Origin of the sequence: Streptomyces griseosporeus (assembly GCF_014656055.1) — a bacterium.
Classification (GTDB): Bacteria; Actinomycetota; Actinomycetes; order Streptomycetales; family Streptomycetaceae; genus Streptomyces; species Streptomyces griseosporeus.
On record NZ_BNBR01000008.1, the window covers coordinates 285,134 to 309,290 of the forward strand.

Annotated in this window: 20 protein-coding genes; 5 read left to right on the top strand and 15 right to left on the bottom strand. The window is 70.7% G+C overall.

The window, feature by feature from the left end:
* Nucleotides 1-125: 125 nt before the first annotated feature.
* On the top strand, nt 126-1,340 hold the full coding sequence (gene fahA / locus IE308_RS32735; protein WP_190220658.1) for a fumarylacetoacetase: 1,215 nt from the start codon (nt 126-128) through the stop codon (nt 1,338-1,340).
* A 171-nt stretch (nt 1,341-1,511) separates the two neighbouring features.
* Nucleotides 1,512-2,450 carry a M56 family metallopeptidase gene (locus tag IE308_RS32740; RefSeq protein ID WP_190220659.1) on the top strand — a complete coding sequence of 313 codons (939 nt, stop codon included), beginning with the start codon at nt 1,512-1,514 and terminating at the stop codon, nt 2,448-2,450.
* A gap of 30 nt (nt 2,451-2,480) precedes the next feature.
* On the opposite strand, the gene recQ is transcribed toward IE308_RS32740, so the two are convergent.
* Entirely contained in the window at nt 2,481-4,529 is a 2,049-nt protein-coding gene (recQ, locus tag IE308_RS32745) for a DNA helicase RecQ (protein ID WP_190220756.1), read from the bottom strand.
* Nucleotides 4,530-4,772: 243 nt separating this feature from the next.
* Between recQ and IE308_RS32750 the strand changes: the two genes are divergently transcribed.
* Nucleotides 4,773-5,522: a hypothetical protein gene (locus tag IE308_RS32750; protein WP_190220660.1), complete on the top strand. Its 750-nt coding sequence runs from the start codon at nt 4,773-4,775 to the stop codon at nt 5,520-5,522.
* An 81-nt stretch (nt 5,523-5,603) separates the two neighbouring features.
* On the opposite strand, the gene nuoN is transcribed toward IE308_RS32750, so the two are convergent.
* The 14 genes from nuoN to IE308_RS32820 are packed head-to-tail and all read right to left on the bottom strand — an operon-like array spanning nt 5,604 to nt 21,708.
* Nucleotides 5,604-7,253, bottom strand: coding sequence for an NADH-quinone oxidoreductase subunit NuoN (gene nuoN / locus IE308_RS32755; protein WP_110629736.1), 1,650 nt, complete (start codon nt 7,251-7,253; stop codon nt 5,604-5,606).
* Complete coding sequence (locus IE308_RS32760) at nt 7,250-8,821, bottom strand: NADH-quinone oxidoreductase subunit M (protein WP_190220661.1); 1,572 nt, start codon at nt 8,819-8,821, stop codon at nt 7,250-7,252. The genes nuoN and IE308_RS32760 overlap by 4 nt, the downstream gene beginning before the upstream one ends.
* Before the next feature lie 5 nt (nt 8,822-8,826).
* The gene (gene nuoL, locus IE308_RS32765) at nt 8,827-10,791 is read right to left on the bottom strand and encodes an NADH-quinone oxidoreductase subunit L (RefSeq protein WP_190220662.1); all 1,965 of its coding nucleotides are present in this window, start codon (nt 10,789-10,791) and stop codon (nt 8,827-8,829) included.
* Between the two features lie 15 nt (nt 10,792-10,806).
* On the bottom strand, nt 10,807-11,106 hold the full coding sequence (gene nuoK / locus IE308_RS32770) for an NADH-quinone oxidoreductase subunit NuoK (RefSeq protein ID WP_004927567.1): 300 nt from the start codon (nt 11,104-11,106) through the stop codon (nt 10,807-10,809).
* Complete coding sequence (locus IE308_RS32775; protein WP_190220663.1) at nt 11,103-11,969, bottom strand: NADH-quinone oxidoreductase subunit J; 867 nt, start codon at nt 11,967-11,969, stop codon at nt 11,103-11,105. Before IE308_RS32775 ends, nuoK begins: the two co-directional genes overlap by 4 nt.
* Nucleotides 11,966-12,607, bottom strand: coding sequence for an NADH-quinone oxidoreductase subunit NuoI (nuoI, locus tag IE308_RS32780; RefSeq protein WP_110629732.1), 642 nt, complete (start codon nt 12,605-12,607; stop codon nt 11,966-11,968). Before nuoI ends, IE308_RS32775 begins: the two co-directional genes overlap by 4 nt.
* Nucleotides 12,600-13,964 (bottom strand): NADH-quinone oxidoreductase subunit NuoH, encoded by a 1,365-nt coding sequence (nuoH, locus tag IE308_RS32785; protein WP_190220664.1) that lies wholly within the window; start codon nt 13,962-13,964, stop codon nt 12,600-12,602. The genes nuoI and nuoH overlap by 8 nt, the downstream gene beginning before the upstream one ends.
* On the bottom strand, nt 13,961-16,465 hold the full coding sequence (locus IE308_RS32790) for an NADH-quinone oxidoreductase subunit G (protein WP_190220665.1): 2,505 nt from the start codon (nt 16,463-16,465) through the stop codon (nt 13,961-13,963). Before IE308_RS32790 ends, nuoH begins: the two co-directional genes overlap by 4 nt.
* Entirely contained in the window at nt 16,462-17,811 is a 1,350-nt protein-coding gene (gene nuoF / locus IE308_RS32795; protein ID WP_190220666.1) for an NADH-quinone oxidoreductase subunit NuoF, read from the bottom strand. The genes IE308_RS32790 and nuoF overlap by 4 nt, the downstream gene beginning before the upstream one ends.
* Entirely contained in the window at nt 17,811-18,683 is an 873-nt protein-coding gene (gene nuoE, locus IE308_RS32800; protein ID WP_190220667.1) for an NADH-quinone oxidoreductase subunit NuoE, read from the bottom strand. Before nuoE ends, nuoF begins: the two co-directional genes overlap by 1 nt.
* Nucleotides 18,680-20,026: an NADH-quinone oxidoreductase subunit D gene (locus IE308_RS32805; protein ID WP_190220668.1), complete on the bottom strand. Its 1,347-nt coding sequence runs from the start codon at nt 20,024-20,026 to the stop codon at nt 18,680-18,682. The genes nuoE and IE308_RS32805 overlap by 4 nt, the downstream gene beginning before the upstream one ends.
* The gene (locus IE308_RS32810) at nt 20,023-20,784 is read right to left on the bottom strand and encodes an NADH-quinone oxidoreductase subunit C (protein WP_110629726.1); all 762 of its coding nucleotides are present in this window, start codon (nt 20,782-20,784) and stop codon (nt 20,023-20,025) included. The genes IE308_RS32805 and IE308_RS32810 overlap by 4 nt, the downstream gene beginning before the upstream one ends.
* Nucleotides 20,781-21,335, bottom strand: a complete 555-nt coding sequence (locus tag IE308_RS32815) for a NuoB/complex I 20 kDa subunit family protein (RefSeq protein ID WP_007383964.1) — start codon at nt 21,333-21,335, stop codon at nt 20,781-20,783. The genes IE308_RS32810 and IE308_RS32815 overlap by 4 nt, the downstream gene beginning before the upstream one ends.
* 13 nt (nt 21,336-21,348) lie before the next feature.
* Nucleotides 21,349-21,708: an NADH-quinone oxidoreductase subunit A gene (locus tag IE308_RS32820; RefSeq protein WP_007383963.1), complete on the bottom strand. Its 360-nt coding sequence runs from the start codon at nt 21,706-21,708 to the stop codon at nt 21,349-21,351.
* A 767-nt stretch (nt 21,709-22,475) separates the two neighbouring features.
* On the opposite strand from IE308_RS32820, the gene IE308_RS32825 reads away from it, so the two are divergent.
* Nucleotides 22,476-23,294 (top strand): C40 family peptidase, encoded by an 819-nt coding sequence (locus tag IE308_RS32825; RefSeq protein WP_110629725.1) that lies wholly within the window; start codon nt 22,476-22,478, stop codon nt 23,292-23,294.
* A gap of 177 nt (nt 23,295-23,471) precedes the next feature.
* The gene (gene def / locus IE308_RS32830; RefSeq protein WP_190220669.1) at nt 23,472-24,098 is read left to right on the top strand and encodes a peptide deformylase; all 627 of its coding nucleotides are present in this window, start codon (nt 23,472-23,474) and stop codon (nt 24,096-24,098) included.
* Nucleotides 24,099-24,157 lie beyond the last annotated feature (59 nt).

A 24,157-nucleotide genomic window follows, 5' to 3' on the forward strand; every position in this document is an offset into this window, starting at 1 on the left:
CAGACATTGCAAACTCTTTAGGCACTGCCCAAGACGGGTGGCCCGGCCGTAACGTGTGCCGCAACCACATGGACCACACGGCGTCCCCGCCGTGTCCGACGTGCACGAAAGCGAGGCTGCACCGCATGCCCCCCTTCGACGTCCCCGAGGGCGACCCCTTCGGTGTGCACAACCTTCCCTACGGCGTCTTCTCCACCGCGGAGGCGCCCGCCGAGCGGAGGGTCGGCGTACGGCTCGGCGACCACGTGCTCGACGCCGGCGCCGCGGCGCTGGCGCTCGACTCCCCCTACGCCGCCCTGCTCGCGCATCCCACGCTCAACCCGCTGCTGGCCGCGGGCCGCACCGCCTGGTCGGACGTCCGGCGCGCCCTGACCGCCTGGGTGACGGTGCCCTCCCACCGGGAGGTCGTCGAACCCCTCTTCCACCCCCTGTCCTCGGTCACGCTGCACCTGCCCTTCGAGGTCGCGGACTACGTCGACTTCTACGCCTCCGAGAACCACGCCCGGAACGTCGGCCAGATCTTCCGCCCCGACGCGGCGGACTCCCTCACCCCCAACTGGAAGCACCTCCCGATCGGTTACCACGGCCGCTCCGGCACCGTCGTGGTCTCCGGCACGGACGTCGTGCGGCCCTCGGGCCAGCGCAAGGCGCCCACCGACCCGGCGCCCGTCTTCGGCCCGTCGGTCCGGCTGGACATCGAGGCCGAGGTCGGCTTCGTCGTCGGCGTGCCCTCGCCGCTCGGCACGCCCGTGCCGCTCGGCGACTTCCGTGAGCACGTCTTCGGCCTGTGCCTGCTCAACGACTGGTCGGCCCGTGACATCCAGGCCTGGGAGTACGTCCCGCTCGGCCCCTTCCTCGGCAAGTCCTTCGCCACGTCGGTGTCGGCCTGGATCACCCCGCTGGAGGCGCTGGAGGACGCCCGCGTCGCGCCCCCGGAGCGCACCCACCCGCTGCTGCCCTACCTGGACGACTCGGCCGACGAGCCCGGCGGCTACGACCTGCGGATCTCCGTCGCGATCAACGGCCACGTCGTCTCCGAGCCGCCGTTCTCCACCATGTACTGGACGGCCGCCCAGCAGCTGGCCCACATGACGGTGAACGGCGCCTCCCTGCGCACCGGCGACCTCTACGGCTCCGGCACGGTCAGCGGCCCCGAGGAGCGCCAGCGCGGCTCCCTGCTGGAGCTGACCTGGAACGGCCGCGACCCGCTCGAACTCCCCGACGGCAAGCGGACCTTCCTGGAGGACGGCGACGTGGTGACCCTGTCGGCCTGGGCGCCCGGCCCGGGCGGCGCCCGGGTGGGCCTCGGCGAGGTGACGGGCCGCGTCGTGGCGGGCTGACGCCCCGGCCGTGGCCCGTCATACTGGCGGCGGGTGCGCTCCGCACCCCGCACCTGCCGCCGGCGGTCCACCGCACCGTCCCGCACGACGCACCCGCCGCCGGCCCGCGCCGCACCACCGCCCGCACGCCCCCGTACCGTCGCCTTCCGATCAGGATCCGGAGCCTGTGGCATGACCGTCTGCCTGCTCCTGCTGAGCGCCGTCGCCCTGACCGCCGCCGTCCCGGCCCCGCGCGCGCTGACCCGGGCCGCCTGGCCCGAACGGGAACCGGTCGTCGCGCTGTGGGTGTGGCAGTGCCTGGTCGCCACCGTCCTGCTGTGCTGCCTGACGGCGCTGGTGCTGGGCGCAGCCGCGGTCTTCCACACGGTCCGCGCGCAGGTCTTCGCGCCCGCCCCGCGCGCCGTCACCGAGGCGTACGACCTGTCCGCCGCGCCGACCTGGGCGGCCGTCCTCACCGTGCTGCTGGCCTGCGGTGCGGCCTGGACCGGGGCGATGCTCGCCCGGGAGCTGGTCGAGGCCCGCAGGCGCCGCGGCCAGACCCGCGCCCAGCTGCGCGAGCGCGCCCCCGACCTGCCCGCGGGGCTTCCGGCCGGGCGCGGTCCGCTGCTGGTGCTGGAGGACGAGTATCCCGACGCCTGGTGGCTGCCCGGCCATCCGCCCCAGCTGATCGTCACCACCGGTGCGCTGCACCGCCTGACCGCCCACCAGCTCGACGCGGTCCTCACCCACGAGCGCGGCCATGCCCGCGCCCACCACGACTGGCTGCTGCACCTGTCCACCGCCCTGGCCACCGGCTTCCCCCGTGTCCCCCTCTTCGCCCACTTCTGCGACCAGACGCACCGCCTGGTCGAACTGGCCGCCGACGACACGGCCTCCCGGCGCTGCGGCCACCTCACCACGGCGCTCGCCCTGATCGAGCTGAACCAGCACCGCGGTGTCCTGTCCTGCGACTCCAGCCACCGCCTGCTCGGCGAACGGGTCGACCGCCTCCTCGAACCCCCGCCCCGCCTGGGCCGCCGGCGCCGCGCCCTGACGACGACGGTCGCGGCGCTGGTACCGCTGCTGCCGCTGCTGATCACCTTCGCGCCGGGGCTGACGGCCCTGAGCTGACCGGCGCATGACCGACGGGCGCCGACCGGTCTACGCCCAGATGTCGGGCTCCGGCTCGGCGTCCATCTCGGGCCAGTCGTCGGGTCCGGGCTCAGCGTCCCGGCCCCCGCCCGCCGCGTCTGCGCCCGCCGGGTCCGCACCGGCCGGTCCGGGCGGTCCACCCAGCTCGGCCAGTACCTTCAGCACGCCCTCCCCGTACGTCGCGAGCTTCTTCTCCCCCACCCCGCCGACGCCGCCCAGCTCCCGCACCGACGTGGGCCACACCAGGGCGATCTCCCGCAGCGTGGCGTCGTGGAAGATGACGTACGCCGGGACGCCCTGTTCCCGCGCCTGCTCGGCACGCCAGCCGCGCAGGGCCTCGAAGGCGGGGAGCAGGTGCTCGGGCAGCTCGGCCGCGACGGCCGTCTTGCCCTTGCGTCCGGCACCCGAGGAGCCGCCGGATCCCGTGCGCTGCGCGGGCGCCCGCTTCGGCTCCTTCCTCAGCGGCACCTCCCGCTCCCGCCGCAGCACCGAGGCGCTGGCGTCGGTCAGCACGAGCGTGCCGTACTCCCCCTCGACGGCGAGCAGGCCCTGGGCCAGCAGCTGGCGGATCACGCCCCGCCACTCGCCCTCGGTCAGCTCCTGGCCGATGCCGAACACCGACAGCTGGTCGTGGTCGAACTGGATGACCTTGCCGGTGCGCTTGCCCAGCAGGATGTCGACGATCTGCACGGCGCCGAACTTCTGCCCGCGCTCCCGCTGCAGCCGCACCACCGTCGACAGCACCTTCTGCGCCGCGACCGTGCCGTCCCAGGTCTCCGGCGGGGTCAGGCAGGTGTCGCAGTTGCCGCAGCCCGACGGGTCGGGCTCCTGCCCGAAGTAGGCCAGCAGTTGCCCGCGGCGGCACTGGACGGTCTCGCACAGCGCGAGCATCGCGTCCAGGTGGGCCTGGGCGCGCCGCTGGAACGCCTCGTCGCCCTCGCCGGACTGGATCAGCTTGCGCTGCTGGATGACGTCGTTGAGGCCGTAGGCCATCCAGGCGGTCGACGGCAGTCCGTCGCGTCCGGCGCGGCCCGTCTCCTGGTAGTAGCCCTCGACGGACTTCGGCAGGTCGAGGTGGGCGACGAAGCGGACGTCGGGCTTGTCGATGCCCATGCCGAAGGCGATGGTCGCCACCACGACCAGGCCGTCCTCCCGCAGGAACCGGGACTGGTGCGCCGCGCGCGTCCCCGCGTCCAGGCCGGCGTGGTAGGGCACCGCCTCGATGCCGTTGCTGCTGAGGAACTCGGCCGTCTTCTCCACCGAGTTGCGCGACAGGCAGTAGACGATGCCCGCGTCGCCCGGGTGCTCCTCCCGCAGGAAGCTCAGCAGCTGCTTCTTCGGGTCCGCCTTGGACACGATCCGGTACTGGATGTTCGGCCGGTCGAAGCTCGCCACGAAGTGGCGGGCCGTCGGCATGTCCAGCCGCTCGGTGATCTCCCGGTGCGTCGCATGGGTCGCGGTCGCGGTCAGCGCGATGCGCGGCACGTCCGGCCAGCGCCGGCCGAGCAGCGACAGGGTGAGGTAGTCGGGCCGGAAGTCGTGGCCCCACTGGGACACGCAGTGCGCCTCGTCGATCGCGAAGACCGAGATCTTCCCGCGGGAGAGCAGGTCCAGCGTGGCGTCGAGCCGCAGCCGCTCCGGCGCGAGATAGAGCAGGTCAAGCTCACCGGCGAGGAACTCGGCCTCGACCGTGCGCCGCTCGTCGAAGTCCTGCGTGGAGTTCATGAACCCGGCCCGCACGCCCAGGGCCCGCAGCGCGTCCACCTGGTCCTGCATGAGCGCGATGAGCGGCGAGACCACGACGCCCGTGCCCGGTCTGACCAGGGCCGGGATCTGGTAGCACAGCGATTTGCCGCCGCCGGTCGGCATCAGCACCACGGCGTCGCCGCCGGCCACCACATGCTCGATGACGGCTTCCTGCTCGCCGCGGAAGGCCTCGTATCCGAAGACCCGGTGCAGCGTGGCCAGCGCCTCGCTCGCGGCCGCGCCCGCCGCCGCGCTCTCGTCCGGCGCCTGGCTCGTGCTTGGCATCACACCGATACCGCCCGTCCCGCCCATCGTCGTGTCCCCCGTACGTCGTCCCTCGACCACTGCCTCCACGATAGGGGCCCCGACTGACAGCCCCGGAGTTATCCACAGGTCCCGTCCTCCCGTTCGGGTGTTCACGTTCGGTGGTCATTCGAATGGACTGCGTCACCGTGCGGGCGTATGGGCGGCGTGGACATGCTGATCCGGCGGGACAGGGCAGACCCGCGGCCCGTCCCCGCCCTCGATGTCCCCCCTCTCGCCCAAGGAGTCCCGATGTCCCCTCGGCCCCTCAAGGCCGCCGTCACCCTGGCGGCGACCGCAGCCCTCTGTCTGTCCGCGGCGCCGGCGTACGCCGCGCCCGACCCCGACGCGGTCGCCTGGACCGAGCTGGGCAAGGTCTACGCGGCCACGGCACGCTTCGCCTACGAGCCGCTCGCCTCCCCCGCCGGGTTCACGCGTTCCGACACCTGTGTCACCGACGGGCAGAAGGGCGGGATGGGCTACCACTACTTCAACGCCGCGAACGTCGGCTCGCTGGACCCGGCGAAGCCGGCGGGCCTCGTGTACACGTCGGACGACGACGGCTCACGCGACCTCGCCGCGGTGGAGTGGGTGGTCAAGGACACCGGGCAGGCCGCGCCGGAGCTGTTCGGTGAGACGTTCACCAAGGACGTGCTGCCCGGCCACTACACCCTGATGGCGTGGATCTACGAGGACAACCCGTCCGGGATGTTCACGCCGTGGAACACCACGCTGGCCTGCCCCTCGGCGGTGACCGTGTCGCCGGACCCGGCCGCCCCGAGCACCGCGGACACGGGCACCACGGGCACGAGCGCGACGGACGCCGGCACCGCCGACACGAGCACCGCTGCCGACGCCGGCAGCACGGACGGCGTGCTCGACCTCGGCAAGCTGGACGATCTGGGTGCCTTCCTCGACCTCGGCAAGCTGGACGAGCTGATCGATCTCGACGGCCTGACCGGTCTGGCCGGTCTGGACACGCTGCTCGACTCGCTGCTTTGAGCCGCGGCGGTCCCCCGGCACACGACGGACCCGGCTCCCCCCAAGGGAACCGGGTCCGCGGCGTGCGCCAACGCGGGCAGGTCAGCGCACGAACACCCCCGCCTGGCCCGCCAGGTCCAGGAAGTACTGCGGCGCCACACCGAGCACCAGCGTGACCGCCACGCCGACCCCGATGGCCGTCATGGTCAGCGGCGACGGCACGGCGACCGTCGGCCCCTCGGGCCGGGGCTCGCTGAAGAACATCAGCACGATCACCCGGATGTAGAAGAACGCCGCGATGGCCGACGAGATCACACCGACCACGACCAGCGGGGCCGCGCCGCCCTCGGCGGCCGCCTTGAACACGGCGAACTTCCCGGCGAAGCCGGAGGTGAGCGGAATGCCCGCGAAGGCCAGCAGGAACACCGCGAACACGGCCGCCACCAGCGGCGAACGACGGCCCAGCCCCGCCCACTTGGACAGGTGCGTGGCCTCGCCGCCCGCGTCGCGCACCAGGGTGACCACGGCGAACGCGCCGATCGTCACGAAGGAGTACGCCGCCAGGTAGAAGAGGACCGACGAGACACCGTCCGGCGTGGTGGCGATGACACCCGCGAGGATGAACCCGGCGTGGGCGATCGACGAGTACGCCAGCAGCCGCTTGATGTCGGTCTGCGTGATCGCCACGATCGCGCCGCCCAGCATCGTGACGATGGCGACGCCCCACATGACGGGCCGCCAGTCCCAGCGCAGGCCGGGCAGGATGACGTACAGCACGCGCAGCAGCGCGCCGAAGGCGGCCACCTTGGTCGCCGCCGCCATGAAGCCGGTGACGGGGGTGGGCGCGCCCTGGTAGACGTCCGGGGTCCACATGTGGAACGGCACGGCGCCCACCTTGAACAGCAGGCCCATCACCAGCATCGCGGTGCCGATCAGCAGCAGCGCGTCGTTGCCCATGGTGTCGGCGAGGGCCGGGTCGACGTCGGCCACCGTGCCGTCGACGACGTGCGCGATCGTCGCGTACGACACCGAGCCCGCGTACCCGTACAGCAGGGCGATGCCGAACAGGGTGAACGCGGAGGCGAAGGCGCCGAGCAGGAAGTACTTCACCGCGGCCTCCTGCGACATCAGCCGCTTGCGGCGGGCCAGTGCGCACAGCAGGTACAGCGGGAGCGAGAAGACCTCCAGGGCGACGAAGAGCGTCAGCAGGTCGTTGGCCGCCGGGAAGACCAGCATGCCCGCGACGGCGAACAGCAGCAGCGGGAACACCTCGGTGGTGGTGAACCCGGCCCTGACCGCGGCCTTCTCGCTGTCGCTGCCCGGTACGGACGCGGCCTGCGCGGCGAAGGAGTCCACCGGCCGGCCGTGCGCCTCCGGGTCCAGACGCCGCTCGGCGAAGGTGAACAGGCCGACCAGCGCGGCCAGCAGGATGGTGCCCTGCAGGAAGAGCGCCGGTCCGTCGACGGCGATGGCGCCCATCGCCGCGATACGGGCCTTGGTCGTGCCGTATCCGTCGGCCGCGAGGGCGACGACCGCGGCGAACGCGGCGGCGAGCGCGACGACGGAGACGAACATCTGCGCGTAGTAGCGCGCCTTGCGCGGCACGAACGCCTCGACGAGGACCCCGATGATCGCGGCGCCCACGACGATCAGGGTGGGCGACAATTGCCCGTATTCGATCTTCGGCGCGTCGATCTTCGAGATCGGGTCGGCCGCGGTTGTCCACAGGCTGTGGACGGCTGCTGTGCTCACTTGGCCGCCTCCACCTCGGGCCGGGGGTCCTTCTTGTGTACGTCGGACAGCGTCTGCTTGACCGCCGGGTTGACGATGTCCGTGACGGGCTTCGGGTAGACGCCCAGGAAGATCAGCAGGACGACCAGCGGGGCGACGACGACGAGTTCGCGCACCCTCAGGTCGGGCATCGCGGACACCTCCGGCTTCACCGGGCCGGTCATCGTCCGCTGGTACAGGACGAGGGTGTACAGCGCGGCGAGCACGATGCCGAAGGTGGCGATGATGCCGATGGCCGGGTAGCGCGCGAACGCGCCGACCAGGACCAGAAACTCACTGACGAACGGCGCGAGGCCCGGCAGCGACAGCGTCGCCAGACCGCCGATCAGGAAGGTGCCGGCGAGCACCGGTGCCACCTTCTGCACACCGCCGTAGTCGGCGATGAGCCGCGAGCCGCGCCGGGAGATCAGGAAGCCGGCGACCAGCATCAGCGCGGCCGTCGAGATGCCGTGGTTGACCATGTACAGCGTCGCGCCGGACTGGCCCTGGCTGGTCATCGCGAAGATGCCCAGGATGATGAAGCCGAAGTGGGAGATCGACGCGTACGCCACCAGGCGCTTGATGTCCCGCTGGCCGACCGCGAGCAGCGCGCCGTAGATGATGCTGATGACCGCCAGCACCAGGATCACCGGCGTCGCCCACTTGCTCGCCTCCGGGAAGAGCTGGAGGCAGAAGCGGAGCATCGCGAAGGTGCCGACCTTGTCGACGACCGCGGTGATGAGGACGGCGACCGGCGCGGTGGACTCCTGCATGGCGTTGGGCAGCCAGGTGTGCAGCGGCCACAGCGGCGCCTTCACCGCGAAGGCGAAGAAGAAGCCGAGGAACAGCCAGCGTTCGGTGTTCGTCGCCATGTCGAGCGTGCCGTTGGCGCGCGCCTGGGCGATCTCCGCCAGGGAGAAGTTCCCGGCGACGACGTACAGGCCGATCACCGCGGCCAGCATGATCAGACCGCCGACCAGGTTGTACAGCAGGAACTTCACCGCCGCGTACGACCGCTGGGTGGCCGCCGCCTGCTCGCCGTGCTCGTGGGCCCGGTCTCCGAAGCCGCCGATGAGGAAGTACATCGGGATGAGCATGGCTTCGAAGAAGATGTAGAAGAGGAAGACGTCGGTGGCCTCGAAGGAGAGGATCACCATCGCCTCGACGGCGAGGATCAGCGCGAAGAAGCCCTGGGTGGGCCGCCAGCGCTTGCTGCCGGTCTCCAGCGGGTCCGCGTCGTGCCAGCCCGCCAGGATGATGAACGGGATCAGCAGGGCGGTGAGCGCGACGAGCGCCACCCCGATGCCGTCCACGCCCAGCTCGTACCGCACCCCGAAGTCCTTGATCCAGGCGTGGGATTCGGTGAGCTGGTAGCGGTCGCCGCCGGGGTCGAAGCGGACCGCGACCGTGGCGGCGAGCGCGAGGGTGGCGAGGGAGAACAGCAGCGCCAGCCACTTGGCGGCGGTGCGCTGCGCGGCCGGCACGGCGGCCGTGGCGATCGCCCCGACCGCCGGGAGCGCCGCCGTCGCTGTCAGCAGAGGAAAGGACATCGGTATCAGACCGCCCTCATCAGCAGGGTGGCGGCGATGAGCAGGGCCGCACCGCCGAACATGGAGACCGCGTACGACCGCGCGAAGCCGTTCTGCAGCCGGCGCAGTCGTCCGGACAGGCCGCCCATCGAGGCCGCCGTGCCGTTGACGACTCCGTCGACCAGGGTGTGGTCGACGTAGACCAGGGACCGGGTCAGGTGCTCGCCGCCGCGGACCAGGACCACGTGGTTGAAGTCGTCCTGGAGCAGGTCGCGGCGGGCGGCCCGGGTGAGCAGCGAGCCGCGCGGGGCGACGGCCGGGACGGGCTTGCGGCCGTACTGCGCCCAGGCGATGGCCACGCCGATGACGAGGCACACCATGGTCGCGCCGGTGACCGTCGCGGCGCTGAGCGGCGAGTCGCCCTCGCTGTGCCCGGTGATGGGCTCCAGCCAGTTCAGGAAGCGGTCGCCGATGCTGAAGAACGCGCCGCCGAAGACCGATCCGACGGCCAGCACGATCATGGGGACCGTCATGACCTTCGGGGACTCGTGCGGGTGCGGCTCGCTGTGCTCGCCGCGGGTCTCGGCGGCGGGCTCGACGCTGGGCTCGGCCGGGGACGGCGTCGGGGCGTTGCGCCAGCGCTCCTCGCCGAAGAACGTCATCAGCATCACGCGCGTCATGTAGAAGGCGGTGATGGCCGCGCCGAGCAGGGCGCACGCGCCGAGGATCCAGCCCTCGGTGCCGCCCTTGGCGAACGCCGCCTCGATGATCTTGTCCTTGGAGAAGAAGCCGGACAGGCCGGGGAAGCCGATGATGGCGAGGTAGCCGAGGCCGAAGGTGACGAAGGTGACCGGCATGTACTTGCGCAGGCCGCCGTAGCGGCGCATGTCCACCTCGTCGTTCATGCCGTGCATGACCGAACCGGCGCCGAGGAACAGCCCGGCCTTGAAGAAGCCGTGCGTCACCAGATGCATGATCGCGAAGACGTAGCCGATCGGGCCGAGGCCCGCGGCCAGCACCATGTAGCCGATCTGCGACATGGTCGAGCCGGCCAGCGCCTTCTTGATGTCGTCCTTCGCGCAACCGACGATCGCACCGAACAGGAGCGTGACCGCGCCGACGACGGTGACGACGAGCTGTGCGTCGGGCGCCGCGTTGAAGATCGCCCCGGAGCGGACGATCAGGTAGACGCCCGCGGTCACCATGGTGGCGGCGTGGATGAGGGCGGAGACCGGGGTCGGGCCCTCCATCGCGTCCCCGAGCCAGGACTGCAGCGGCACCTGGGCGGACTTGCCGCAGGCGGCGAGCAGCAGCATCAGCGCGATCGCGGTGAGCTTGCCCTCGGACGTGTCGCCGACCAGGCCCGGCTCGGCGTGCGTGCCGAGGACCGGGCCGAAGGCGAACGTGCCGAAGGTGGTGAACATCAGCATGATGGCGATCGACAGGCCCATGTCGCCGACGCGGTTGACCAGGAAGGCCTTCTTCGCCGCGGTGGCCGCGCTGGGCTTGTGCTGCCAGAAGCCGATGAGCAGGTAGGAGGCGAGACCGACGCCCTCCCAGCCGACGTACAGCAGCAGGTAGTTGTCGGCGAGGACGAGCAGCAGCATCGCCGCGAGGAACAGGTTGAGGTAGCCGAAGAAGCGGCGGCGGCGCTCGTCGTGCTCCATGTACCCGACCGAGTACAGGTGGATGAGCGAGCCGACGCCGGTGATCAGCAGGACGAACGTCATCGACAGCTGGTCCAGGCGGAAGGCGATGTCCGCCTGGAAGCCCTCGACCGGCACCCAGCTGAACAGGTGCTGTGTCAGCGTCCGGTGTTCGGCGCCCTTGCCGAGCAGGTCGGAGAAGAGGACGAGGCCGAGGACGAAGGAGACGGTCGACAGCAGGACGCCGAGCCAGTGGCCGACGGCGTCCAGCCGCCGGCCGCCGACCAGCAGGACGGCCGCTCCGAGCAGGGGCGCCGCGATGAGCAGCGCGATCAGGTTCTCCACGATTCTTCCGACCCCTTACAGCTTCATCAGGCTGGCGTCGTCGACCGAGGCCGAGTGGCGGGAACGGAACAGCGACACGATGATCGCGAGGCCGACCACGACCTCCGCCGCCGCGACGACCATCGTGAAGAACGCGATGATCTGGCCGTCGAGGTTGCCGTGCATGCGGGAGAAGGCGACGAACGCGAGGTTGCAGGCGTTCAGCATCAGCTCGACGCACATGAACACCACGATGGCGTTGCGCCGGATCAGCACTCCGGTGGCGCCGATCGTGAACAGCAGCGCTGCCAGGTACAGGTAGTTGACCGGGTTCACTTCGACGCCTCCTCGGTCCGCTTGAAGGTCGCCGGCGCGAGGGACTTCCGCTCCAGGCGTTCCTCGGCGCGCTGCTCCAGCGCCTTGAGGTCGTTGAGCGCCTCCGCGGAGACGTCGCGGATCTGGCCGCGCTCGCGCAGCGTCTTGCTGACGGTGAGGTCGGACGGGGTGCCGTCGGGCAGCAGGCCCGCGATGTCGACCGCGTTGTGCCGGGCGTACACGCCGGGTGCGGGCAGCGGCGGGATGTGCACGCCCTCGCGGATGCGCTGCTCGGACAGTTCGCGCTGGGTCTTCGCGCGCTCGGTGCGCTCCCGGTGGGTGAGCACCATCGCGCCGACGGCGGCGGTGATGAGCAGGGCGCCGGTGATCTCGAAGGCGAAGACGTACTTGGTGAAGATGAGGGACGCGAGGCCCTCCACGTTGCCGTTCGCGTTCGCCTGGCCGGTGCCGTTGAACTCCTTCAGGGAGGCGTTGCCGATCCCGGCGAACAGCAGGACGCCGAAGCCGACTCCGCACAGCAGGGCCAGCCAGCGCTGGCCCTTGATCGTCTCCTTCAGGGAGTCCGCCGCGGTGACGCCGACCAGCATCACCACGAACAGGAACAGCATCATGATCGCGCCGGTGTAGACGACGATCTGCACGATGCCGAGGAAGTAGGCGCCGTTGGCGAGGTAGAACACCGCCAGGACGATCATGGTCCCGGCGAGGCAGAGGGCGCTGTGCACGGCCCTCTTCATGAAGACGGTGCACAGGGCGCCGATCACCGCGACCGTGCCGAGGACCCAGAACTGGAAGGCCTCTCCGGTGGAGGTGGAGTACGCGGCGAGCTGCTCGCCCGTCGCGGCGGCCAGGGACGCGCTCATCGGCGGATCACCTCCTCCGACGCCGGTTCCTCCGGACCGAAGGTGGACGCCGCTTCCTGCGGGACCTCGCCCTTGGAGACGGCGACCTGACGCTCGGTGCCGGGCGCCGCCTCGGTCACCAGGCCCCGGTAGTAGTCCTGTTCGTCCATCCCCGGGTAGATGGCGTGCGGCGTGTCGACCATGCCCTCGTCGAGGCCGGCGAGCAGCTGCTCCTTGGTGTAGATGAGGTTCGCGCGGCTGGAGTCGGCCAGCTCGAACTCGTTCGTCATCGTCAGCGCGCGCGTGGGGCACGCCTCGATGCACAGGCCGCACAGGATGCAGCGGGCGTAGTTGATCTGGTAGACGCGGCCGTACCGCTCGCCCGGCGAGTAGCGTTCCTCGTCGGTGTTGTCGGCGCCCTCCACGTAGATGGCGTCGGCGGGGCAGGCCCAGGCGCACAGCTCGCAGCCGACGCACTTCTCCAGGCCGTCCGGATGGCGGTTGAGCTGGTGCCGTCCGTGGAACCGCGGAGCCGTGGTCTTCTGCTGCTCCGGGTACTGCTCGGTCAGCCGCTTCTTGAACATGGCCTTGAAGGTCACGCCGAAGCCGGCCACCGGGTTGAGGAAACCGGGCTTGGTCTCCTTGGGCTCCTCAGCCATCGGACGCCTCCTTTCCATCCAGAGATCCGTCACTCTGAGTATCGGTCCCACCACTGACAATCAGCTCCCGCTCCCGGCGCGGGCGGCGCCGCGGCACCGCGGGCAGTTCCTGTCCGGGCAGCGGCGGTACGGGGAATCCGCCGGCCATCGGGTCGAAGGCCGTCGGCGCGGGCGCGGGCCGCTCGGTCTCCTTCGCCTTCTGCCGGAACATGTCCGCGACGAAGGACAGGAGCAGCAGGGCGAGGACGCCACCGCCCACGTAGAGGGCGATGTCGGCGAAGTCGTAGTTCTCGTTGCGCAGGGTGCGCACGGTCGCGACGAGCATCAGCCAGGTCACGGAGACCGGGATGAGGACCTTCCAGCCGAGCTTCATCAGCTGGTCGTAGCGGACCCGGGGCAGCGTGCCGCGCAGCCAGATGAAGAAGAACAGCAGCAGCTGCACCTTGACGACGAACCAGAGCATCGGCCACCAGCCGTGGTTCGCGCCCTCCCAGAAGGTGCTGACCGGCCACGGGGCCCGCCAGCCGCCCAGGAACAGCGTCGTCGCCACGGCCGAGACCGTCACCATGTTCACGTACTCGGCGAGCATGAACATCGCGAACTTGATCGACGAGTACTCGGTGTTGAAGCCGCCGACCAGGTCGCCCTCGGACTCCGGCATGTCGAAGGGGGCGCGGTTGGTCTCGCCGACCATGGTGACGATGTAGAGGATGAACGAGACCGGCAGCAGCAGGATGTACCAGCGGTCCTGCTGCTGCTCGACGATCGTGGACGTCGACATCGAACCGGAGTAGAGGAAGACCGACGCGAACGCGGCGCCCATGGCGATCTCGTACGAGATCATCTGCGCGCACGAGCGCAGACCGCCCAGCAGCGGGTACGTCGAGCCGGAGCTCCAGCCCGCCAGGACGATGCCGTAGATGCCGACCGAGGCGACCGCGAGGATGTACAGCATCGCGATCGGCAGGTCGGTGAGCTGCATCGTGGTGCGGTGCCCGAAGATCGAGATCTCGTTGCCGGCCGGGCCGAAGGGGATCACCGCGATCGCCATGAACGCCGGGATGGCGGCGACGATCGGGGCGAGGACGTACACCACCTTGTCCGCGCGGCGGACGATGATGTCCTCCTTCAGCATCAGCTTGATGCCGTCGGCGAGCGACTGGAGCATGCCCCAGGGGCCGTGCCGGTTGGGGCCGATGCGCAGCTGCATCCAGGCGACGACCTTGCGCTCCCAGACGATGGAGAACAGCACGGTCACCATCAGGAAGGCGAAGCAGAACACCGCCTTGATCACGACCAGCCACCAGGGGTCGCGGCCGAACATCGAGAGGTCTTCAGCGGCGAGGTACGGGCTCATGCCTCCACCTCCTTCGGGGCGTCGGCGACGGCCGTCGCCGGGCCGATGCGGACGAGGGAGCCGGGCCGGGCCCCGGTGTCGGAGGCGACGCCGCCGCCGACGGAGTTCAGCGGCAGCCAGACCACCCGGTCGGGCATCTCGGTGACCTGCAGCGGCACTTCGGTGGTGCCGGCGGGCCCGGTCACGGCGAGGAGGTCGCCGTCCTTCACGCCCGCCTCGGCGGCCGTCGCGGCGGACACGCGCGCGTGTGCCGCGTGCCGGGTACCGGCGAGCGCCTCGTCGCCCTGCTGGAGGACGCCCCGGTCGAGCAGGAGCCGGTGCCCGGCGAGGACGGCCTCACCGGCGGCGGGCCGGGGCAGCACGCCCGCGGTCTCCAGCGGCTCGGTGGCGCGGGGTCCGTCCCAGGCGCCGAGCCGGTCGATCTCCGCGCGCGTGGTGCGCAGGTCCGGCAGGCCGAGGTGGACGTCCATGGCGTCGGCCAGCATCTGCAGCACGCGCGCGTCGGTCGGCTCCACACGGCGGGTCATCTGGTCGGGCTTGAGCGCGGCCTCGAAGAAGCGCACCCGGCCCTCCCAGTTGAGGAAGGTGCCCGCCTTCTCGGCGACCGCCGCGACCGGCAGGACGACGTCGGCGCGTTCGGTGACCTCGCTGGGCCGCAGCTCCAGCGAGACCAGGAAGCCGACCTCGTCGAGCGCGGCACGCGCGCGTGCCGGGTCGGGCAGGTCGGCGACCTCCACCCCGGCGACCAGCAGCGCCTGGAGTTCACCGGAGGCGGCGGCCTCGACGATCTGGCCGGTGTCGCGGCCGTAGCGGTGCGGGAGCTCGGCGACGCCCCAGGCGGCGGCGACCTCGTCACGCGCGCGGGGGTCGGTGGCCGGGCGGCCGCCCGGCAGCAGCGACGGCAGCGCGCCCGCCTCGACGGCACCGCGCTCCCCGGCCCGCCGCGGGATCCACACCAGCTGGGCCCCGGTGGCGGAGGCTCCGCGTACGGCGGCGGTGAGTCCGCCCGCCACGGCGGCCAGCCGCTCGCCGACGACGATCACCGCGCCCTCGGCCCGCAGCGCCTCGGCCGCGAGCGCGCCCGGGCCCTCCAGGCCGACGCCGCTCGCGAGGGCGTCCAGCCACTCGGTCTCGGTGCCGGGGGCGGCCGGCAGCAGTGTGCCGCCCGCCTTGGTCAGTCCGCGCGTGGCGTGCGTGGCCAGCGCGAACACCTTCTGCCCGTGCTTGCGCCAGGCCTTGCGCAGCCTGAGGAAGACGCCCGGGGCCTCCTCCTCGGACTCGAACCCGACCAGCAGCACCGCCGGTGCCTTCTCCAGCAGGGTGTACGTGACACCCGTACCGTCCAGGTCACGGCCGCGGCCGGCGACCCGGGCGGCGAGGAAGTCGGCCTCCTCGGCGCTGTGCACGCGCGCGCGGAAGTCGATGTCGTTGGTGTCGAGCGCCACCCGCGCGAACTTGCTGTAGGCGTAGGCGTCCTCGACGGTGAGCCGGCCGCCGGTGAGGACACCGGTGCGGCCGCGGGAGGCGAGCAGCCCCTGCGCGGCGATCTGCAGCGCCTCCGGCCAGGACGCCGGCTCCAGCTCGCCCTCGGCGTTGCGCACCAGCGGCGTGGTGAGACGGTCCTTCAGCTGCGCGTACCGGAACGCGAAGCGTCCCTTGTCGCAGATCCACTCCTCGTTGACCTCGGGGTCGTTCGCGGCGAGCCGCCGCATGACCTTGCCGCGCCGGTGGTCGGTGCGGGTGGCGCAGCCGCCGGAGCAGTGCTCGCACACCGACGGCGAGGAGATGAGGTCGAAGGGGCGGGAGCGGAAGCGGTAGGCCGCCGAGGTCAGCGCGCCGACCGGGCAGATCTGGATGGTGTTGCCGGAGAAGTACGACTCGAAGGGGTCGCCGTCGCCGGTGCCGACCTGCTGGAGCGCGCCCCGCTCGACCAGCTCGATCATCGGGTCGCCCGCGATCTGGTTGGAGAAGCGGGTGCAGCGCGCGCACAGCACGCACCGCTCGCGGTCGAGCAGCACCTGGGTGGAGATCGGCACGGGCTTCTCGTAGGTCCGCTTGCGGCCCTCGAAGCGGGAGTCGGCCTGGCCGTGGGACATGGCCTGGTTCTGCAGGGGGCACTCGCCGCCCTTGTCGCAGACCGGGCAGTCCAGCGGGTGGTTGATGAGCAGCAGCTCCATCACACCCTTCAGGGCCTTCTCCGCGACCGGCGAGGTCAGATGGGTCTTGACCACCATCCCGTCGGTGCAGGTGATGGTGCAGGACGCCATCGGCTTGCGCTGGCCCTCGACCTCGACGATGCACTGCCGGCAGGCGCCGGCCGGGTCGAGGGCGGGGTGGTCGCAGAAGCGGGGGATCTCGATACCGAGCTGCTCGGCGGCCCGGATGACCAGGGTGCCCTTCGGCACGCTGATCTCGATGCCGTCGATCGTCAGCGTCACGAGGTCCTCCGGCGGGACCGGCGCCTGCCCGCCCGAGGAGGGAGCGCTCGTGGTCACCGTCATGCGTTCACCTCCAGGTGCTGATCCGCCCAGGCCGTCGACCTGGCCGGGTCGAAGGGGCAGCCGCGGCCCGTGATGTGCTGCTCGTACTCCTCGCGGAAGTACTTGAGCGAGGAGAAGATCGGCGAGGCGGCACCGTCGCCGAGGGCGCAGAAGGACTTGCCGTTGATGTTGTCGGCGATGTCCGCGAGCTTGTCGAGGTCGCTCATGGCGCCCTTGCCGGCCTCGATGTCCCGCAGCAACTGCACGAGCCAGTAGGTGCCTTCGCGGCAGGGCGTGCACTTGCCGCAGGACTCGTGGGCGTAGAACTCGGTCCAGCGGGTGACGGCGCGGACGACGCAGGTCGTCTCGTCGAAGCACTGGAGCGCCTTGGTGCCGAGCATGGAACCGGCGGCGCCCACTCCTTCGTAGTCGAGGGGGACGTCGAGGTGCTCGTCGGTGAACATCGGGGTCGAGGAGCCGCCCGGCGTCCAGAACTTGAGGCTGTGGCCGGGGCGCATGCCGCCGCTCATCTCCAGCAGCTGGCGCAGGGTGATCCCGAGCGGGGCCTCGTACTGGCCGGGGCTCGCCACGTGGCCGGAGAGGGAGTAGAGCGTGAAGCCCGGGGACTTCTCGCTGCCCATCGACCGGAACCATTCCTTGCCCCGGTTGAGGATCGCGGGAACCGACGCGATGGACTCGACGTTGTTCACCACAGTGGGGCAGGCGTAGAGACCTGCCACAGCAGGGAAGGGGGGACGCAGCCGCGGTTGGCCACGGCGGCCTTCGAGCGAGTCCAGCAGCGCGGTCTCCTCACCGCAGATGTACGCGCCGGCGCCGGCGTGCACGGTGAGTTCGAGGTCGAGACCGCTGCCGAGGATGTTCTCGCCGAGGTAGCCCGCCGCGTAGGCCTCGCGCACGGCCTGGTGCAACCGCCGCAGAACGGGGACGACTTCACCCCGCAGATAGATGAAGGCATGCGACGACCTGATCGCGTAGCACGCGATGACGATGCCCTCGATGAGGCTGTGCGGGTTCGCGAAGAGGAGCGGGATGTCCTTGCACGTCCCGGGCTCCGACTCGTCGGCGTTGACAACAAGATAGTGCGGCTTTCCATCCCCCTGCGGAATGAACTGCCACTTCATTCCCGTCGGGAATCCCGCGCCGCCGCGCCCGCGCAGACCGGAGTCCTTGACGTACGCGATGACGTCGTCCGGTGACATGGCGAGCGCCTTGCGGAGCCCCTCGTACCCCTCGTGCCTCCGGTAGACGTCCAGCGTCCAGGACCTGTCCTCGTCCCAGAAGGCCGACAGCACGGGTGCGAGCAGCTTCTCGGGGCTGTTCTCCTTCAGTTCGGGTGCCAAGGTCATCACTCCCCCTCCTCGGCAACAGGCCCCGCCGGGTGGGAGGGGTCGGATGCGGACATGTCCTGCGGCGCGTCATGGGAACTCAGGTGCTCGTCGGGCGAGGGCTCGTGCACCTTCCGGTCCTGCGGCTCGTCGTGCGGGCCGCCGTCCCGCGGATGGACCACGCGCGCGGGTGCGGCCTCTCCTCTGGCCAGGCGGAGGCCCACCAGCGACGCCGGTCCCGCACTCCCGCTCTCCTCGACGGCCCCGGGCCGCTCGTCGGGGAAGCCGGCCAGGATCCGCGCGGTCTCCTTGAAGGTGCACAGCTTCGCCCCGCGCGTCGGCGACACGGGCCGTCCCGCCCGCAGGTCGTCGACGAGGCGCTTGGCGCTGTCCGGGGTCTGGTTGTCGAAGAACTCCCAGTTGACCATCACGACGGGCGCGAAGTCGCAGGCCGCGTTGCACTCGATGTGCTCCAGGGTGACCTTGCCGTCACCGGTGGTCTCGCCGTTGCCGACGCCGAGGTGCTCCTGCAGCTCCTCGAAGATCGCGTCGCCGCCCATGACCGCGCACAGGGTGTTGGTGCACACCCCGACCTGGTAGTCGCCGCTCGGGCGGCGCCGGTACATGGTGTAGAAGGTGGCGACGGCGTTGACCTCGGCGGTGGTCAGGCCGAGTACGTCCGCGCAGAACCGCATCCCGGTGCGCGTGACGTGCCCCTCCTCGGACTGCACGAGGTGCAGCAGCGGCAGAAGGGCGGACCGGGAGTCGGGGTAGCGGGAGATGATCTCGCGCGCGTCCGCCTCCAGCCGGGCCCGGACGTCGTCCGGATAGGCGGGGGCGGGCAGCTCGGGCATGCCCAGGCTGACGCCCCGCTCCGAAGGTGAGGTGGTCACCGGTCGACGCCTCCCATCACGGGGTCGATGGACGCGACGGCGACGATGACGTCGGCGACCTGGCCGCCCTCGCACATCGCCGCCATGGCCTGCAGGTTGGTGAAGGACGGGTCGCGGAAGTGGACCCGGTAGGGGCGGGTGCCGCCGTCGGAGACGGCGTGCACGCCGAGTTCGCCCTTGGGTGACTCGACGGCCGCGTACGCCTGTCCCGGCGGGACGCGGAAGCCCTCGGTGACCAGCTTGAAGTGGTGGATCAGGGCCTCCATGGAGGTGCCCATGATCTTCTTGATGTGGTCGAGGGAGTTGCCGAGTCCGTCGGGGCCGAGCGCGAGCTGGGCGGGCCAGGCGATCTTCTTGTCGGCGACCATGACCGGGCCGGGCTGGAGCCGGTCCAGGCACTGCTCGACGATCCGGAGCGACTGGCGCATCTCCTCCAGCCGGATCAGGAAGCGGCCGTAGGCGTCGCAGCTGTCGGCGGTCGGGATCTCGAAGTCGTAGGTCTCGTAGTCGCAGTACGGCTGGGCCTTGCGCAGGTCGTGCGGCAGGCCGGTGGAGCGCAGGATCGGGCCGGTCGCGCCGAGGGCCATGCAGCCGGCCAGGTCGAGGTAGCCGATGTCCTGCATGCGCGCCTTGAAGATGGGGTTCCCCGTGGCGAGCTTGTCGTACTCGGGGAGGTTCTTCTTCATCTTCTTGACGAACTCGCGGATGTGGTCGACCGCGCCGGGCGGCAGGTCCTGGGCGAGTCCGCCGGGGCGGATGTAGGCGTGGTTCATCCGCAGGCCCGTGATGAGCTCGTAGATGTCGAGGATCATCTCGCGGTCGCGGAACCCGTAGATCATGATCGTGGTCGCGCCCAGCTCCATGCCGCCGGTGGCGATGCACACCAGGTGCGAGGAGAGGCGGTTCAGCTCCATCAGGAGCACCCGGATGATCTTGGCGCGCTCGGTGATCTGGTCCTCGATGCCCAGGAGCTTCTCGACGGCGAGGCAGTAGGCGGTCTCGTTGAAGAAGGACGTCAGGTAGTCCATGCGCGTCACGAACGTGGTGCCCTGCGTCCAGGTCCGGTACTCGAGGTTCTTCTCGATGCCGGTGTGGAGGTAGCCGATGCCGCAGCGGGCCTCGGTGACCGTCTCGCCGTCGATCTCCAGGATCAGCCGCAGCACGCCGTGGGTGGAGGGGTGCTGGGGGCCCATGTTGACGACGATGCGCTCGTCGTCGGCCTTGGCCGCGGACTGGACGACCTCGTCCCAGTCGCCGCCGGTGACCGTGTAGACGGTGCCCTCGGTGGTCTCGCGCGCCGAGGCCGAGGCGGCCTGCGCGTCGGATGCGTGGAACGTGCTCACGAGTACGACCTCCGCTGGTCCGGAGCCGGGATCTGGGCGCCCTTGTACTCGACGGGGATGCCGCCGAGGGGGTAGTCCTTGCGCTGCGGATGGCCCTGCCAGTCGTCCGGCATCATGATCCGCGTCAGGGCCGGGTGACCGTCGAAGACGATCCCGAAGAAGTCGTACGTCTCGCGCTCGTGCCAGTCGTTCGTCGGGTAGACGGAGACGAGGGAGGGGATGCGCGGGTCGCTGTCGGGGGCGCTGACCTCCAGCCGGATCAGCCGGTTGTGGGTGATCGAGCGCAGGTGGTAGACGGCGTGCAGCTCGCGGCCCTTGTCGTTCGGGTAGTGGACGCCGCTGACGCCGGTGCACAGCTCGAAGCGCAGGGCGGGGTCGTCGCGCAGGGTGCGGGCGACGCGGACGAGGTGCTCGCGCTCGATGTGGAAGGTCAGCTCGCCGCGGTCGACGACCGTCTTCTCGATGGCGTTGCCGGGGAGCAGTCCCTGCTCCTCCAGCGCGCCCTCCAGTTCGTCGGCGACCTCGTCGAACCAGCCGCCGTAGGGGCGGCTCGCCGGTCCCGGGAGCCGGACCGAGCGGACCAGGCCGTCGTAGCCGGAGGTGTCCCCGCCGTTGTTGGCGCCGAACATGCCGCGCTGGACGCGGATCTCCTCGCCGCCCTGGCCGCGCTGGCCGGGGAGGTTGGAGGCGGAGAGGTCCTTCTCGGGGTTCACCCCGTTCGACCCGTCCGCGCCGTGGGTGCCGTTGGCGTCGCTCACCGCAGCAGCCCCTTCATCTCGATGGTGGGCAGGGCCTTGAGCGCCGCTTCCTCCGCCTCGCGGGCCGCCTCCTCGGCGTTCACGCCGAGCTTGGAGGACTGGATCTTCTGGTGGAGCTTGAGGATCGCGTCCATCAGCATCTCGGGCCGCGGCGGGCAGCCGGGCAGATAGATGTCCACGGGGACGATGTGGTCGACGCCCTGGACGATCGCGTAGTTGTTGAACATGCCGCCGGAGGAGGCGCACACGCCCATGGAGATGACCCACTTGGGGTTGGGCATCTGGTCGTAGACCTGCCTCAGGACCGGCGCCATCTTCTGGCTGACCCGGCCGGCGACGATCATCAGGTCGGCCTGGCGCGGTGAGCCGCGGAAGACCTCCATGCCGAAGCGGGCCAGGTCGTAGCGGCCGGCGCCGGTGGTCATCATCTCGATGGCGCAGCAGGCCAGGCCGAAGGTGGCGGGGAAGACGGACGCCTTGCGCACCCAGCCCGCGGCCTGCTCGACGGTGGTCAGCAGGAATCCGCTCGGCAGCTTTTCTTCGAGTCCCATGTCGTTAGGCCCCTCAGTCCCATTCCAGGCCGCCGCGCCGCCAGACATAGGCGTAGGCGACGAAGACGGTGAGCACGAAGAGCAGCATCTCCACGAGCCCGAACACACCCAGGGCGTCGAAGGTGACGGCCCACGGGTAGAGGAAGACGATCTCGATGTCGAAGACGATGAAGAGCATCGCCGTCAGGTAGTACTTGATGGGGAAGCGCCCGCCGCCGGCCGGCGTGGGGGTCGGCTCGATACCGCACTCGTAGGCTTCGAGCTTGGCGCGGTTGTACCGCTTCGGACCGATCAGCGTGGCCATGACCACGGAGAAGATCGCAAAGCCTGCCCCGAGGGCTCCCAGTACGAGGATGGGCGCATACGCGTTCACCGCTCCTCGCTCCTCTCAGTCGGCACTGACTGCTGGCGGTTTGCGTCGGGCTCACATCCGCCCCAACTGCCCCTCGAACCCCGCCCGCCCCGGCGAAGATCGGGAACATGTGAAGCAGGTCACAAGCCCAACCGCGTGCATCTTATGCCCGTGGGTCTGTGATCTGCGACACGGGGTATTCCACAAGCTTTGTGATCTCCACCACCTGACGAACGATCATGAAGTCGGATGAGCAGTGATCTTCACACAGGAAGCGTCCGAGTGATCACCAGAGGTGACATTTTCGCCAGTCCGGCCAGCTCAGAGGGGGCGTCTCCATATCAAGAGCTTTCCGTTGCATGCAAATTGGCGTTGGACTCGATCTCTTGGTAGAGGACGCGTTCACACATCAGAGGGAGGTTCGGGTCGGAGTGTGGACGCGTGCGCGCGTTCACGAAGTCCCCGCAGTCGTGATCCGGCCGTGATCGCCGGCGCGGCACCCGCCGCGGACGCGGCCGCTCCGGTAATCGTTCCGTGACCTCCGCCACATCCATGAGAGGCCGATGAGAACCGGGCTTGGCCAACCACCCCAACCGATGGTAGGCCGGGGGCAATTCGGGCGTAATGACGAAAGTACGTGATCAAAGCCGTGTTGGCGGTCGTCCGCAATGTCCGTTACGGCGTCAATAAAGAGCGACGCGCCCGGGTTTCGGGCCCTCCGTTGAACAACTGTGGCGCAGCACACGTTTCTTGAAGGTATGGAGGAGCCCCTGGTACCGCTTGTACCCATGTCCCACACCGCTCACATACGCAGCCACCGGAAGCCCCGCCGCAGCGCGTCTAAAATCGCGATGCGGGCCGGAGTTGCCGGTGGCGTCCTCAGCACCCTGGCAGTGGCCGGTGCGTCGGCCGCGGCGAACGCCGCCGAGTCGGAGACGACGCAGACCCTGGAACTGCCCGCCCTGACCGCCGACCTGTCCGCACAGGTCGCGCAGACGGCGGAGGCCACCGAGCTGGCAGCCGCCGACTACCAGCTGCAGGCAGAGCGTGACGCGGCCGCCGCGAAGGCCGCCAAGCAGGCCGCCAAGGACCTCGCGGAGGCGAAGAAGAAGGCGGCCGAGGCCGCCGCCAAGAAGAAGGCCGAGGAGGCCGCCCGCAAGGCCGCCGCCGAGCGCGCCACGCGCAGCGCCGAGCGCACCACCCTCGCCGCCTCCGCCACCGCCGACGTCTCCACCAACGTCTCGGAGGCCACCGGTTCGGCCGCCGCGGTCGTGTCCTTCGTCAGGGCGCAGGTCGGCGACGCCTATGTCTCCGGCGGCACCGGCCCCAGCTCGTGGGACTGCTCCGGCCTCGTGCAGGCCGCCTTCAAGCAGGTCGGCATCGACCTGCCGCGCGTCTCGCAGGACCAGTCCACCGCCGGCACCCAGGTGTCGCTGGACAACCTGCAGCCGGGCGACATCCTCTACTGGGGCGGCGCGGGCAGCGCGTACCACGTGGCGGTGTACGTCGGCGACGGCATGTTCGTCGGCGCGCAGAACCCGTCCACCGGCGTCGTCGAGCGGCCGCTGTCGTACGACCCGCCGTCCGGCGCGGTGCGGGTGCTCTGAGCGCTCACCGCACCCACTGAACGCCGCAAGGGCCGCAGCCTCCCCGGGCAGCGGCCCTCAGGCGTCTCCTGACGCGTCCCTTGAGGCGTCTCCCGCTGCGGCTGCCGATGCGGCTGCTGACATGCTCGGGGCGGGCCCGTCGACCGGCGGCCCGACCCGAGACGAAGGAGAGACGTCATGCCGAGCGTGTTCGTACAGGGCAGGCCCGTCGACACCTACCCGCCGTTCGCGCCCGAGGCGCGGCGCGGCGTGGTGCGGCGCATCACCGAGGCCGGCGAGGAGGTGCTGCACAGGCCCTGCCGGGACGTGACCGAGTTCGGGCCCGACCTGGCGGCGCTCGTCGACGACATGTTCCGCACGATGTACGTGGCCGACGGAGCGGGCCTGGCGGCGAATCAGGTGGGCGTCGATCTCCGCCTGTTCGTGTACGACTGCCTCGACGACGACGGTGTCCGACATGTCGGGCACATCGTCAATCCGGTGCTGGAGACGCCCGTGAGCGGACGGCGGCTGCTGGAGGAGGGCGAGGGCTGCCTGTCGGTGCCGGGCGCCGTGATGGACGTACCGCGGCCGGACCGGGCCGTCGTGCGGGGGCTGGACAAGGACGGCCACCCGCTCGTCGTCGAGGGCACGGGCTACTTCGCGCGCTGCCTGGCCCACGAGACCGACCACACCCACGGGCATCTCTACCTCGACCGGCTCTCGAAGCGGGACAAGAAGGACGCCCTGCGGCAGATGGCGGACCGGCGGGACGAGGTCTACGCCCGCCGGGCCGCCAAGGCCGAGGCGATGGACCGGGACTGACAGCCGGCCGGGGCCGGCCCGCTGGGAGACGCTGAGCCGGGCCCGGCCCTGGAGCATGG

Bases quoted from the DNA above. Each gene is read 5' to 3' on its own strand.
- def (WP_190220669.1), top strand. From the start codon at position 23,472: ATGCCGAGCGTGTTCGTACAGGGCAGGCCCGTCGACACCTACCCGCCG.
- nuoH (WP_190220664.1), bottom strand. From the start codon at position 13,964: ATGAGCCCGTACCTCGCCGCTGAAGACCTCTCGATGTTCGGCCGCGAC.
- recQ (WP_190220756.1), bottom strand. From the start codon at position 4,529: ATGGGCGGGACGGGCGGTATCGGTGTGATGCCAAGCACGAGCCAGGCG.
- IE308_RS32750 (WP_190220660.1), top strand. From the start codon at position 4,773: ATGTCCCCTCGGCCCCTCAAGGCCGCCGTCACCCTGGCGGCGACCGCA.
- IE308_RS32740 (WP_190220659.1), top strand. From the start codon at position 1,512: ATGACCGTCTGCCTGCTCCTGCTGAGCGCCGTCGCCCTGACCGCCGCC.
- fahA (WP_190220658.1), top strand. From the start codon at position 126: ATGCCCCCCTTCGACGTCCCCGAGGGCGACCCCTTCGGTGTGCACAAC.
- nuoI (WP_110629732.1), bottom strand. From the start codon at position 12,607: ATGGCTGAGGAGCCCAAGGAGACCAAGCCCGGTTTCCTCAACCCGGTG.
- IE308_RS32790 (WP_190220665.1), bottom strand. From the start codon at position 16,465: ATGACGGTGACCACGAGCGCTCCCTCCTCGGGCGGGCAGGCGCCGGTC.
- IE308_RS32815 (WP_007383964.1), bottom strand. From the start codon at position 21,335: ATGGGACTCGAAGAAAAGCTGCCGAGCGGATTCCTGCTGACCACCGTC.
- IE308_RS32825 (WP_110629725.1), top strand. From the start codon at position 22,476: ATGTCCCACACCGCTCACATACGCAGCCACCGGAAGCCCCGCCGCAGC.
- IE308_RS32760 (WP_190220661.1), bottom strand. From the start codon at position 8,821: ATGTCCTTTCCTCTGCTGACAGCGACGGCGGCGCTCCCGGCGGTCGGG.
- IE308_RS32775 (WP_190220663.1), bottom strand. From the start codon at position 11,969: ATGAGCGCGTCCCTGGCCGCCGCGACGGGCGAGCAGCTCGCCGCGTAC.
- nuoF (WP_190220666.1), bottom strand. From the start codon at position 17,811: ATGACCTTGGCACCCGAACTGAAGGAGAACAGCCCCGAGAAGCTGCTC.